The 11,995-nt window shown below is 69.7% G+C and carries 14 protein-coding genes; 9 read left to right on the forward strand and 5 right to left on the reverse strand.

Going from position 1 to position 11,995, the window contains the following annotated elements; all coding sequences use genetic code 11:
* Window positions 1-8 precede the first annotated feature (8 nt).
* Complete coding sequence (locus tag D0T12_RS02450) at window positions 9-953, forward strand: alpha/beta fold hydrolase (protein ID WP_117397580.1); 945 nt, start codon at window positions 9-11, stop codon at window positions 951-953.
* Here the strand turns inward: D0T12_RS02450 and D0T12_RS02455 are convergent.
* Complete coding sequence (locus D0T12_RS02455; protein ID WP_117397581.1) at window positions 931-1,932, reverse strand: AraC family transcriptional regulator; 1,002 nt, start codon at window positions 1,930-1,932, stop codon at window positions 931-933. The two genes, D0T12_RS02450 and D0T12_RS02455, sit on opposite strands and share 23 nt — an antisense overlap.
* Before the next feature lie 127 nt (window positions 1,933-2,059).
* Complete coding sequence (locus D0T12_RS02460) at window positions 2,060-2,269, reverse strand: hypothetical protein (RefSeq protein WP_117397582.1); 210 nt, start codon at window positions 2,267-2,269, stop codon at window positions 2,060-2,062.
* 404 nt (window positions 2,270-2,673) lie between these two features.
* Here D0T12_RS02460 and D0T12_RS02465 point away from each other — a divergent pair, with 404 nt between their 5' ends.
* The 6 genes from D0T12_RS02465 (at window position 2,674) to D0T12_RS02490 (ending at window position 7,637) form a co-directional block, all read left to right on the forward strand.
* Complete coding sequence (locus D0T12_RS02465) at window positions 2,674-3,426, forward strand: endonuclease/exonuclease/phosphatase family protein (RefSeq protein WP_158581371.1); 753 nt, start codon at window positions 2,674-2,676, stop codon at window positions 3,424-3,426.
* A 93-nt stretch (window positions 3,427-3,519) separates the two neighbouring features.
* A complete protein-coding gene (locus tag D0T12_RS02470; protein WP_117397584.1) occupies window positions 3,520-3,981 on the forward strand; it encodes a carboxymuconolactone decarboxylase family protein in 462 nt (153 codons plus the stop codon).
* 170 nt (window positions 3,982-4,151) lie between these two features.
* Window positions 4,152-4,775: a TetR/AcrR family transcriptional regulator gene (locus tag D0T12_RS02475; RefSeq protein ID WP_117397585.1), complete on the forward strand. Its 624-nt coding sequence runs from the start codon at window positions 4,152-4,154 to the stop codon at window positions 4,773-4,775.
* Between the two features lie 47 nt (window positions 4,776-4,822).
* The gene (locus D0T12_RS02480) at window positions 4,823-5,431 is read left to right on the forward strand and encodes an LURP-one-related/scramblase family protein (protein WP_233525810.1); all 609 of its coding nucleotides are present in this window, start codon (window positions 4,823-4,825) and stop codon (window positions 5,429-5,431) included.
* A 360-nt stretch (window positions 5,432-5,791) separates the two neighbouring features.
* Window positions 5,792-6,493 (forward strand): hypothetical protein, encoded by a 702-nt coding sequence (locus D0T12_RS02485; protein WP_117397586.1) that lies wholly within the window; start codon window positions 5,792-5,794, stop codon window positions 6,491-6,493.
* Between the two features lie 517 nt (window positions 6,494-7,010).
* The gene (locus tag D0T12_RS02490) at window positions 7,011-7,637 is read left to right on the forward strand and encodes a septal ring lytic transglycosylase RlpA family protein (protein WP_117397587.1); all 627 of its coding nucleotides are present in this window, start codon (window positions 7,011-7,013) and stop codon (window positions 7,635-7,637) included.
* A 26-nt stretch (window positions 7,638-7,663) separates the two neighbouring features.
* On the opposite strand, the gene D0T12_RS02495 is transcribed toward D0T12_RS02490, so the two are convergent.
* Window positions 7,664-8,827 carry a hypothetical protein gene (locus tag D0T12_RS02495; protein ID WP_117397588.1) on the reverse strand — a complete coding sequence of 388 codons (1,164 nt, stop codon included), beginning with the start codon at window positions 8,825-8,827 and terminating at the stop codon, window positions 7,664-7,666.
* Between the two features lie 353 nt (window positions 8,828-9,180).
* Between D0T12_RS02495 and D0T12_RS02500 the strand changes: the two genes are divergently transcribed.
* A complete protein-coding gene (locus tag D0T12_RS02500; RefSeq protein WP_117397589.1) occupies window positions 9,181-9,543 on the forward strand; it encodes a YkvA family protein in 363 nt (120 codons plus the stop codon).
* A gap of 11 nt (window positions 9,544-9,554) precedes the next feature.
* On the opposite strand, the gene D0T12_RS02505 is transcribed toward D0T12_RS02500, so the two are convergent.
* Window positions 9,555-10,301 carry an IclR family transcriptional regulator gene (locus D0T12_RS02505; RefSeq protein ID WP_267900384.1) on the reverse strand — a complete coding sequence of 249 codons (747 nt, stop codon included), beginning with the start codon at window positions 10,299-10,301 and terminating at the stop codon, window positions 9,555-9,557.
* A 486-nt stretch (window positions 10,302-10,787) separates the two neighbouring features.
* Complete coding sequence (locus D0T12_RS02510) at window positions 10,788-11,228, reverse strand: hypothetical protein (RefSeq protein WP_117397590.1); 441 nt, start codon at window positions 11,226-11,228, stop codon at window positions 10,788-10,790.
* Window positions 11,229-11,676: 448 nt separating this feature from the next.
* Between D0T12_RS02510 and D0T12_RS02515 the strand changes: the two genes are divergently transcribed.
* Window positions 11,677-11,943, forward strand: a complete 267-nt coding sequence (locus D0T12_RS02515; RefSeq protein ID WP_117397591.1) for a hypothetical protein — start codon at window positions 11,677-11,679, stop codon at window positions 11,941-11,943.
* Window positions 11,944-11,995 lie beyond the last annotated feature (52 nt).

Here is an 11,995-nt window from a genome sequence, read left to right on the forward strand (position 1 = left end):
GGCGAGCCATGCGAGAGCAGCGGGTGAGGTCGGGCGAGATCCAGCTGGCCGTACGCGTGCGGGGTGAGGAGCACCGGTCGACGGTCGTGCTCGTCCACGGATATCCGGACACGGGCGCGGTGTGGGACGAGGTCGCCGACCGGCTCGCCGGACGGTTCCGCGTCGTCGTGTACGACGTGCGCGGGGCCGGGGCGTCCACCAGCCCGTCCGACCCGGCCGACTACGGGTTGGACGCGCTCGTCGGCGACCTCGGAGCCGTCCTGGACGGTGTCGGCGCCGGCGAGCCCGTCCACCTGGTCGGCCACGACTGGGGTTCGGTGCAGGGCTGGGAGGCCGTGATCGGCGACCGGCTACGGCACCGGATCAAGTCGTTCACCTCGATCTCCGGGCCGGACGGGCGGCACATGGCGGCCTGGATCGCCCGGACGGTCCGGTCGGGGCCGCGGGGCGTGCTCCAGGTCGCCGACCAGGCGATGCGCAGCGCCTACATGCCCGTGCTGGTGGCGCCGAAGGTCGGCGAGGCCATGGCGCGCCTGGTCGCCCTCGGGTTTCCGCAGGTGCTGAGGATGCGGGAGGGGGCCGCTCCCCGGGACGGCCATCCGGCCAGGACGCTTCCGGAGGACGCCCGCAACGGGCTCGGCCTGTACCGGGCGAACCTGCTGCGACGCGGCACGAGCCGGGACGGGGACGGGCGCACGGACGTGCCCGTCCAGCTCATCGTCCCGATCAGGGACCGGTACGCGTCGCCGTCGCTGCTGCTGTCCGCCCGCGGGCAGGCGACCCGCCTGTACGTGCGCCGCGCACCGGCCGGGCACTGGGTGGCGCGCAGCCATCCCGACCTGATCGCCCGCTGGGTCGCCGAGTTCGCCGAACACGTGGACGGCGCCCCGGAGACCCCCGCGCTCGCCCGCGCCCGCGCGAACGGGCGCCCTACGGCGCCGCGTTCCGCCTGACGGTCTGGGTGGGCGTCTCCCCGAATCGCTGCCGGTAGTGGGCGGCGAAACGGCTCATGTGCAGGTATCCGGCCGCCTCGGCGACGTCCGTGACGGTGCGCGGACCGGGCCGGGCGGCGAGGAGCGCCGCGCGGGCGTGGTCGAGCCGCACCGCGCGCAGCAGCCGCGTCGGGGTGACGCCCCACTGCTCCTGGCAGATGACCTGGAGTTGCCGGACGCTGATGCCCACCGCCGCGGCGATGTCGGTGACGCCGATCGGACGGTGATGGTGGGCCTCGACCCATTCGCGGATGACGCCCGCGAGGCGGTGCGGGGGCGGGGACGGCGCCTGCGTGAGGCTGCCGGTCGCCGTGTGCGGCAGGCCGAGCAGGATGGCGGTGAGCAGCGACTCTTCCAGAGTGCGTTCCGCCATCGGGTGGAGCCCGCCGCCCGCCGTCGCGTCGTCGAGCATGTCGCAGACGTGCCGCCAGGTGCGTTCGATGATCGAGGACGCCAGCGCCGGTCTGCCGGTGCGCAGGAAACGCAGCGGTGGGGCGTGCTCGCCCCCGAGGTGACGGGACAGATGGTCGGTGAGGCGCCCGGCGCTCGTCGCGATGACGAGACAGCCCTGGGCAGGGTCGGGGATCACCCGCATCGGCTCGTCGTGGGGCAGGACGTGGCTGTCGCCGATGGTGTGTCGACTGTTGGAGACCCGGTATTCGATGTCCATGGGCGCGAGGGGCACGCACATGGCGAAGTGTCCCTCGGTGGGCGGCGCGTCCACGATGACGCCGTCGCCGCCGTACCGCACCCAGACGAGGTTGACCGCGCCGACGCCGAGCGCGTTGACCTGGCCGTCCAGCGGCGTGCCGGGACGGCGTGCCTGGAGGTCGTGGCCCACGGCGAACGGTTCGACCGCGTCGTGGAGAACGTCGATGTCGTGGCTGGCGACCCTCTTGTAGGCGGACAGGGGCGGTGATGTCTCGGAAAGGGTCATCATGGTCGTATCGGCGGGGTGGTTCGCGGCGGCAGCCCCCGTGACCGGCTCCGTGCCCGATCGTTGACGGCGGTGCTCGCCCAATATCGCAAGTCCTTCGGTGGGAGGCAATGGCTGGAAGCGGCCGAGGTCACACCGAGATGGTGCCGAGGACGAGCCGATCGAAGGGTTCGGTGGCGTTCGAGGACGGATCGTCCGTCATCGCGTACACCACGACGCGTGCGGGCCGCCGAGGCTGGCCCCGCGCCCACAACGCCAACTCATGGACGACGTCACCGAGATGCGCGCCGCAGGAGGGGCGTTCGCCGCGCCTGTCCAAGGCGACGGCCGCCGTTTCCACGCGTACCTGAAAACAGGACAGACGTCCGCACCGGGCCGTCGAGCATGTGAGCCGGTCGGCGGGTGAGTGATATGCGGGGTGTATCGGGGGCACTTCGGGCCTCGCGGAGTGAACGGTGGCGGGGGGCTTACCGTGGTGGTCCGAATTTCAATGACCACCTTGGCAAGGGGCAGGTATCGCGCCTTCGAGAGACCGGCCGGGGCTGGGCCTCAATGATGCACGAGCCTTCCCGTCACATCAACGCATACCGGACATCTCACCGCGCACTTCGGCTAGGGATTTTGCCATTATTTTGCCCTGGCCAGCCCATCCGGCGGGTCGCCGTCACGTCCACGTAGAGTGGCCCGCATGGCCGAATGGGACTACGCAGTACGGCGCCGCGCCGCCGGGTACGGCCCCGCGTCATGAGGGTCCGCGTCCTCACGTTCAACACCCTGTTCCGGAACCGCTCCCGGGACCGCCTGGGGGTGTTCGCCCAGCTCATCGAGCAGTCCGACTACGACGTCGTCTGCCTTCAGGAGGTCATCTCCCCACGGAACCTGTCCCACCTGCGCCGCGCCGCGACGTCGTACGAGCACGTCGCGTACGCGTCGACTTTCCCTCTCGTGCGCGGCGGGCTGGTGACACTTTCGCGCCGTCCCCTCACCCGCCGCCATTTCCAGTCGTTCACGCCCACCCGCCCGGCACGGCCCGAATGGCTGTTGCGCAAAGGGGCCCTGTTCACGCGTGTCCGGCTCCCGGAAGGGTTTCTGACCGTAGTCAACACGCACCTCTCAGCGAACATGGACATGGACTGGTCCACGGCCAACGCCTACACGAAGGTCGAGGAGTCCGAGTTGGGCGAACTGGCCTCCCTCATCGGCAAAATCGACCCGGCGGAACCGAAGGTCGTCATGGGCGACTTCAACGTTCCCCGCGCCCATGCGCATTTGCGCGATTTCGCGTCCAGGACGGGTCTTCGTGACGCCACCGACGGCGACACCGCACCCACCTTCCGGCCCGAGTACGCGGTTCTTGAGCCGATCGACCAGATATTCGTCACGCCCGGTGTGGAGGCCACCACACGGCTGCGCTTCGAGGAGCACGTCCGCCTCCCTGACGGCGATCTCGTGCCGCTCTCCGACCACTACGCGGTGGAGGCGACCCTCACGATCTGACGAACAGGCGTGTCACATCCGTCCCGGGTGCTCCGTCAGTGCAGTGAAGGCCGGCGCAGAAACCGCGCCGATGCGAAACCGCAGGAGGAGACCATGCAAGCACGGATGCAGAACCCCGCCTACGCCCTGCCGAGCGCCGTGAAGGGGATCGGCGGCCTCGTCCGGGCCATCGAGGAGGGCGGCATCTCCAAGCAGCTCAAGGAGCTGGTCGCGTTGCGCGCCAGCCAGATCAACGGATGCAGCGCCTGCGTCTACGGTCACGTCCACGGCCTCACCAAGGAGGGTGAGACACCCGAGCGGATCGCGGCCGTCGCGGCCTGGCGGGAGGCGCCGTTCTTCACCGACGACGAGCGGACGGCCCTGGAGCTGACCGAACGGGTCACCCGCCTCGCCGACCTGTCGGAGGAGCCGGTGCCCGACGAACTGTGGGACAGGGTCACCGACGCGTTCGACGAGAAGCAGATCTCCGCGCTGCTCTTCACGATCGGCATGACGAACATGTTCAACCGGCTCAACGCGTCCGTCAGGGAACCCGCCGGAACGACGTGGGACTGAGCGCCGGACATGCGTCACCTCCCCGGGAACTCGAAGGGGGTCGTTCCGGGACCGCGCGTCCCGGAACGGCACCCGCCCGGGTGGTGCGCACGGAAGACTCCCCTGACCCCGGGTCGCCAACCGTACGCACTTCGAGTACCGTGCCGTGGCCCTGGGGTGACAATGGTGGGGTGACCGAGACCCGGACCCCGCTCCGCCGCCGTCCCGCCCAGCGCCGCAGTGCCGAACGCGTCCAGCGAATGCTCGACGCCTGCGCGGAGATCCTCGACGAGGACGGCTACGACGGCCTCAGCACGACGCGGATCGCGCAGCGCGCCGAGGTGGCCATCGGCTCGGTGTACCAGTTCTTTCCCGACAAGCGCGCCGTCGCGCAGGCGCTCGCGCTGCGGAACCTGGAAGAGTTCGGGGAGCGGATCTCGGCACGGCTGGCCGAGGGCGGCTTCGCCGACTGGTCCGACACGGTCGGGGCGATCATCGAGATCTTCGTGGACATGCACCGCACCGTGCCAGGCTTCCGTGTGCTGCGGTTCGGGGACGTCGCGGACGTCAACCTGCTCGACTCCGACGCCGACAACAACGCGGTGGTCGCGGGACGGCTGCGCAAGATGATCGTCGGGACGTTCGGCGTCCAGGACACCCCCGCCCTGGCCACCGCGCTCGCGATCGCGGTGGAGGCCGGGGACGCCGTCCTGAAGATGGCGTTCCGCCGCGACCCGGACGGCGATCCGCTGATCGTCGCCGAGGCGGAACGTTTGATCCACGGCTACCTTGCCGCGCATATCGAGGAGTCCTGACCCCACCCCATCATCTGTGGCAGACTCCGCAGAACGCTACAGAACGGGTGAGTTCGCTGGACGAAGAACGGCTCCAGGCGCAGAACAAGCTGCTGATCCGCCAGCGGCTGCGTCTGATGGTGAACCAGTACGAAGTGCACGCCGAGGCCCCCGGCGGCGGCGAGGGTGAGTTGCTCGCGTTCGCGCAGCAGAAGCGTCTCGCGTTCAAGGAACAGGTCACCCTTTACTCGGACGACTCCAAGACGCGTCCGATCCTCGGGTTCAAGGCCAGGAAACGCATCGACCTGGCCTCCGCGTACGACGTCACGGACGCGAACGGGCAGCCGATCGGCGTCTTTCGCAAGGACTTCAAGAAGTCGCTTCTCGCGTCGACCTGGCATCTGGAGCAACCGGGCCTCGGCGTCACGACCGGCAGCGAGCGCAACAAGGCCGTGGCGGTGCTACGCCGCGTCTGGCAGTGGATCCCGTACGTGGATGTTCTGCCGTTCGCCTGGCCGTACCATTTCGACTTCTACGCGGGTGACCAGGTCGTCTTTTCCGTCGACAAGAAGCTCGGGTTCCGCGACCGCTACGTCGTCGACATCAAGGACCCGCGCCTGGACCGGCGCCTGGTCATCGCGCAGGCCGTCGGCCTGGACGCCCTCCAGTCCCGCTGACACGCGCCCGCGGCCCGGTCCCCCCGGGCCGCCTCCGGCTACATTCGCGTGACGGCGGACCGTACGCCGACCTCCGTGTCCCGGGCGGGTCCATATCGTCGTCAGCGAGAAGCGCTACAAGGTCGAGCAGATGATCTCCCCGGGCGCGGCCGAGTGATGCTTCCTTCCCCTTATTCGGGAAATTCCGGGACATATTCGGTCGTGTCTGTGGAGATCTACACGGAGTTTACCGATCGATGTTCCAATGGCCCATGTGGGTCTACCGTCTGTACTAACGTCCCCGGTCGACGGTGCGCCGGTTTTGCAAGCCGCGCGGACGCGCACCACAAGTGCAGGGCCAATCCGAAAACCGGGGGAAAAATGCATCGATCCGCCAAAAGCCTGCTGACCGTCTCCGTTCTCGTTCCGGCGGCGATGGCGTTCGCCGTCGCGGCCGCACCGGCCAACGCGGCGCCCGGGCCGACCACCACGCTCCTCTACGAGACGGCCACCGGCGCCGCGCCCGCCACCCGATCCCTCCCCGAACCGGTCGTCCGGACCGCGGGCAAGACCGCCGAACGAGGCACGACCGTCGTCGACAAGGCCGTCAAGGCGGGGCCGGTCTCACCGAAGCTCCGTTCCGTGGCCGGACGACGCTGCACGCTAAATCCGGGCAAGGCGGTCAACTCGCACACGGGGATCGGCCTCCCCGAAACGAAGCTGCCGACCCTCAGCAAGGACGCCCTGGGCGTGGTGCCCAAGGGCGACTGCCTCCCCTCCGGCCGCCGGGTGGCGATGAACCCGCCCACTCCCAGCCCGATCAGCCTGCCCCTCCCGGACGTGCTGTCCACCCTGGGCGTGGCGAAGGGCGGTCTGCCGCTCGGGGGGCAGCGGGTCGCTCCGGGTGGACGGCTCGCGGGGCCGAAGCCGTCCGGTGACGTGCTCGACGAGGCGGCCCGGGGAGTCGGCATGACGGGTGACGGCGTCGACAACGCCACGACCGAGGTGCGCGGCGTGGTGGAGGTGCTGAAGTCACGCGACCGCGCCGTGGGCCCGGTCGCGGCCCCGCTGTCCCTGCCGTAGTCGGCGGAGACGAGCCGTCCGGCCGATCGAGATCCGGCCCGAAAACGATCACTCGAAGGGGCGTTCCGTGGATGCGCGCGAGGTGTGGCGCATTCGCGGAACGTCCCGTTCCGGCGGCGGTCGGACGCTTGTTATATGTCCGAGATCGCCGCTTCTATGGGTAGTAAAGCTGATCTACCATCTCGGCTACCCGCTGGAGTTGATCAACTCCTCAGGGCAAAAGCTGAGGTGACAAACCCCACAATTTCCCGGTCTTTGTCGTGTTCAACGTGGGACGCGACGTACGGTCAAGGACTTGTGCGGCGTCTTAGAGATCAAAAGTAAAGATGCCTTTCCTTCGCCGCACCTGCCGGACGCCGGAACCGCGATGAGGCGGGAGCGCCACGAACGAGGGCGCGGAGGCGGGCGTACGAGCCCGCGGACGGTGGGCACTTCAGGGCCGGACGACGACGTCGCCTGAACACGCCGTGAGAACACCGGGCGTCCGGGGTCCTGTCCCCTACCAAAGGACTCCTCTGTGGGTAGCCCTGTCAGGCGTCTTCTTCGAGCGCGCCTCCGCACCATCCTGCTCGTCTCCGGCGCGGCCGTCGCCGTCCTCGCGGTGGGGGCGTTCGCCCTCGTCGACGGGAACGCACCCGCGAAACCGGCCTCCGCCGCACAGCCCGTGCCGCAGGACACGGCACCGCTGCGGGACGAACCGCGAACGGAACCCACCCGCGCGAGTCGCGGCGGGAACCGCACACCGGACCCGTCCCCGACGAAGAAGAAGAAGACGAAATCGCCGAAGAAGAAGGCCGACAGCACCGCCGGCCACGTGGCGAAGCCCAAGAAGAAGAGCAGCAAGCCCAACGTCGTGAGCACGGGCTCCTGCCAGGCCTCCTACTACTGGGAGGGGCAGATGACCGCCAGCGGTGAACGCTTCGACCCCAGCGAGCTGACGGCCGCGCACAAGACGCTGCCGTTCGGCACGAAGGTGCGTGTGACCAACAAGAACAACGACCGTTCCGTCATCGTCCGCATCAACGACCGCGGCCCGTACGCGGGCGGTCGCTGCCTGGACCTGTCGAAGGCCGCGATGGAGGAGGTCGGTGGCACCGGGTCGGGCGTGATTCCCGTCCGGTACGAGATTCTTTCCCGCGGCTGACCTGATCGGGCCGTAGGGGAGCCGTCCTACCGGGGTTGTTCGGCGGCGCTCACGGTCGCCGTGGAGTGCGACACCGGGTCCTGAAGCGTGGACAAGGTGTCCTGGGGTGCGGAGGGGACGTCCTGCGGGCCGTTCGACCACGTGCCGTCTCCCTCGGCGCCGAGTGGGACGTCCGTCGGTCGCGGGTCGTCGGGCAGCGTTGGTCTGGCGCCCGCGGGCGGTGGCTCGACGTTCAGCCACCGGTCGAAGCCGTCCGGCTGCGTCTGCTCCAGGTCGACCTCGTCGAACCCGGCGTCCGCGCTCGTGTCGACCGCGCGGGCATCGGTGTCGGACGAGGCCTTGTCGGCCCGGACCGGGACGGATCGGGCGAGACGGGTGCGGAACCAGTCGGTGAGGGCGCCGTCCACGCGCACGGCCTCCGTGATCGGAGGACGGGCCTCGGTGCCGGGCTCGGCCGCCAGCGCGTGACCCATGCGGAACGTCGTCGACTCGACCGACCCGGTGCCGTGCTGGCGCAGCGCGTCGCGCAGGGACGTGATGTCACCGGCGGGAACGACACGGTCCTGGGCGCCGCCGATGAGGAGGGTCGCCACGTTCCGTCCGGCCAGGTTCTCGGCGAGGGAGCCGAGGTCGAGGCCGTCCGCGAGCGCGGTCGCGGAGTCCGACCAGGTCCGGTCGCGGCCGGACCGCTTCTCCACGGCCCGTGCGGCCCGTGACGGCGACACGACCGGCGTGACCAGGGCGAGCGCGGTCACCGGGACGGCGTCGCGCGCCACCGCCAGCAGGGCCGCCGCCCCGCCCACGCTGAAGCCCGCCAGGGCGACGGGACCGTCGGCGAGCCCGAGGTCGCGGCGGATGTCCGCCAGGGCCGCCGGGAGGCGCTCCACGGCGCTCTCAACCGCCGCGCAGTACGTCTCGATGGTCTCGGTCTCCAGGATCGCGCCGGAGCCGAGCCCGCCGGGCGAACGGCCGGGCAGGTCGAGGTAGACGCGCCACACCGGTACGCCCGTCATCGGAACGGCGGCGGCGAGCGCGCTCGCCGTGCGGGGCGGATCGAAACCGGGCCACGCCACGATCAGCCGGGTGGACCCCTTGACGGTCGCGTCGACGGCGGTCGGAGGCAGCGCGATGTAGGCGTCGCCGGCCGCGGTTCCGTGGACGGGGTGGTTCGTATGGTGGTCGCCGCTCATGTCGGTACTCAGCTCCTGCGGTGCTCGACGGGCGATGCCGGTCGTGCGGGGGGAGGCGGCACCTGCCGCCTGCCCATGCTTCCAGCGGGCGCCGGGCAACACGCCGCGAATCGCCGCACCTCGCCCATGAGAGTGATGAAGAACTCACCTGAGGTAACTCGGCGTCGGTATTCGAGAGAGCGCCTGAACAGCGGGTTCCGCGAAAGTTCCGGTGCCGTTGAGCGTGTGGCGCGTGTGACACGGGTTTCCCGGACGGTTCCGGGGAACATTTCCGGCACTGATCGCGTCGTAGTTAGTCGTGGGCGCCGCGGGGGCGCGCCCCCCGATCCTGATCGTTCCGCTGAGGAGTGCACGTGGACAGGAAGCGCAGCGCGGCCGCCGCGGGGCAGGCCTGGCAGATCTACGCCGAGACGCTCGAACCCACCGCACCCGGGTTCTGGGAGCGCGTACGAGCCGTTCCCCGGATGGTCAAGTCGGTCATGCGCGGACAGTACAAGGGACTGTCCTTCAAGACACTCGGACTGCTGGTCCTGGGCGTCGTCTACCTCATCTCCCCGATCGACGCCATTCCCGACGTGATCCCCGTCGCCGGCATCATGGACGACACCGGGCTGGCGCTGTGGATGCTCGCGGTTCTCGTCAAGTCCGCGGGCGACTTCGTCAGCTGGGAGCGTGGTGGACGCCCGACGGTCCTCGTCGGCGAACCCGTCGACTGACCACCTGCGACCTACGCGCTCGGGCCCAGCTCCCGGGTGAAGCGTTCGGCGGCGTCCCGCATGATGGGCACGACGTTCGAGACGGCGTCACGCGTCATGCGACCGGACGGCCCGGACACCGACAGCGCGGTCAGCGCCGGAGCCCCGCGCAGCGGTACCGCCACACAGCGGACGCCGATCTCCTGCTCCTCGTCGTCCAGGGCGTAACCCTGCTCGCGGATACGTTCCAGTTCGGTCAGCAGAGCGTCCGCGTCGGTGACGGTGTTGGGGGTGTGCGCTTCCATCCCCGTCCGGGCGAGGATCTCGCGCACCCTCTCATCGGGCAGTTGTGACAGCAGCGCCTTCCCCACACCCGTGCAGTGGGGCTGGACGCGCCGTCCCACTTCGGTGAACATCCGCATCGAGTGCTTGGACGGCACCTGCGCCACGTACACGGCCTCGTCGCCCTCCAGCACCGCCATGTTGGCGGTCTCGCCGGCCTCGTCCACGAGACGGGCCAGGACCGGGCGCGCCCAGGTGCCCAGCAGGCGGCCGGCGCCCTCCCCGAGCCGGACGAGACGCGGGCCGAGGGCGTACCGCTTGGACGGCTCCTGACGCACGTACCCCTTGTTCACCAGCGTCCGCATCAACCGGTAGATCGTCGGCATCGGCAGTCCGGAGACCTCGGTCAGCTCGGACAGCGCCATCTCACCCCCCGCGTCCGCGAGATGTTCGAGCAGGTCGAACGCACGCTCCAGCGAGCGGACCGCCTCCGCCACCCCCGACTCCTTCCCCCTCGGAACACCCCCGAGTGTACGGACGGGCTATTTCGCTATGTGAAAGAAAAGCGGGTTGGTGGAGTGACGCACGTTACTTGTGGCGTTGACCTGGCAATAACTGTCGTTGCCCGGCGCTACGCCGCCGCCCCCCGGCAGCCGTACGGACGAGGGGGACCGGATGCGAACAGGGCGCCGAAGAAGGCCTTGGCGTGCGATCGCGCTGGGCGGCGCGCTGACCGGACTGGCGTTGACGCTTGCGGGTCCGAGCGCCTCGGCCCTCCTGGCCGGACGCTCGTCGTCCGTCCGGTTGATGATGGACATGCAGGCCGACGGCGCCATGGCGACCGGCCGGGATTTCGTCCTGAGCTACACGGTTCGGGTGCGTGCCCAAGGCGGGACGGCCCGGGATGTGGCGTTGCGGCTCACCGCTGAGCGTCCGATGACTTGGTTGAAGTACTCGTCCGAGTGCGTGAGAGACCGTTCTGATTACCGGGTGAGGTGCGATCTCGGCGACGTCGGCACGAAGACTGTCGAACGGACGGCGATCGTCCGAATTCCCGGTTCCGCTGTTTCGGAGACGTCCGCGGGGTCTCTGACCGTCCTGGCCATGGCGGACGCAGCCAACGCGACCCATCGCTGGATTCGTGCTGTCGTCGACTTCTCCAGTACCACCACGAGGCCGACGCCCGGCGGTAGCACCAAGCCGAGAACGGAACCCACCGCACCGAGTAGCCGCACGCCCGGCCCGAGCCCGAGGGCTCCCTCCGGCACGCACGGCAAGCCGTCGGGGAAACCGAGAAGCGGAAAGCCGACCACGAAGAAGCCCTCCACGGCGAAACCGCCCACGGTGAGACCTTCACCGGTGAAGCCGAGCGCAGACGGCAAGCCCTCCACCAAGCCGTGTAAGGGCAGTTCGGGCAGACCCACATGCCACACGGCAACGCCGAAGACCCGCTCACCGAAGCCCAGCCATCAAGCCGGCGCTAACGGCGATTCGCCTCGCAAGCCGACGTCCCACAAACCGACGTCGCGGCGACCGGGCGGTAGCGTGACGTGCAGAAGCGGCAGGGAATGCCAGGGCGGCGACGGTCCGAAGTCGCGGGTGCCCGGTAAGACGAGGCCGCATCCCGAGCCCTCCGTCGACCGGCCGTGCCGGGGCGGCGAGTGCCCGGCAGGCCCGATGCCGCCCGGCGGCGCCGGAGGGACGGAACCCGATACGCACGAGCCAGGCGAAGCCGAAGCATTCCCAGAAATGCCGGAGCACCCAGAAAACCCGGGGAACGCAGAAATCCCGGAGATTCCGGCGCCGAACCTGCCTCCGGCTCCGAGTCTGCCGCCCGAGCCCGCGGCGCCGAGTCCGCCGCTCCTCCCGCCCGTGCCGCAGCCCGACGCGGCCGTCCTGCCGCCGTTGCAGGCGCCCCGCGAACCGCGTGCCCCGGCCGGTGAGAGCCAGATGACCCTGATGTCCCCGGCCGGCCTGAACGAGGGGGACGGGATGGACTGGGCCGTCGTCGTCGGCATCGCGCTCATCGCCGAGTTCGGCCTGCTGTGGACCGCCGCGTGCATCGGCCTGTGGAGACGGCGGATCGCGCTGAATCGTGCGGCCGCCAAGGCCCTGGACGACGGCCGGGCACCGGAGTGACGCGCACTGAAAAATATTCGAGTCCTCCTTGAAACGGTTTGAAAAATGGCTC

Source organism: Actinomadura spongiicola (assembly GCF_003432485.1).
GTDB lineage: Bacteria > Actinomycetota > Actinomycetes > Streptosporangiales > Streptosporangiaceae > Spirillospora > Spirillospora spongiicola.

What these genes read in the sequence shown, in the direction of transcription:
- D0T12_RS02450 (WP_117397580.1), top strand. Translation starts at nt 9, where the DNA reads ATGCGAGAGCAGCGGGTGAGGTCGGGCGAGATCCAGCTGGCCGTACGC.
- D0T12_RS02455 (WP_117397581.1), bottom strand. Translation starts at nt 1,932, where the DNA reads ATGATGACCCTTTCCGAGACATCACCGCCCCTGTCCGCCTACAAGAGG.
- D0T12_RS02465 (WP_158581371.1), top strand. Translation starts at nt 2,674, where the DNA reads ATGAGGGTCCGCGTCCTCACGTTCAACACCCTGTTCCGGAACCGCTCC.
- D0T12_RS02470 (WP_117397584.1), top strand. Translation starts at nt 3,520, where the DNA reads ATGCAAGCACGGATGCAGAACCCCGCCTACGCCCTGCCGAGCGCCGTG.
- D0T12_RS02485 (WP_117397586.1), top strand. Translation starts at nt 5,792, where the DNA reads ATGCATCGATCCGCCAAAAGCCTGCTGACCGTCTCCGTTCTCGTTCCG.
- D0T12_RS02495 (WP_117397588.1), bottom strand. Translation starts at nt 8,827, where the DNA reads ATGAGCGGCGACCACCATACGAACCACCCCGTCCACGGAACCGCGGCC.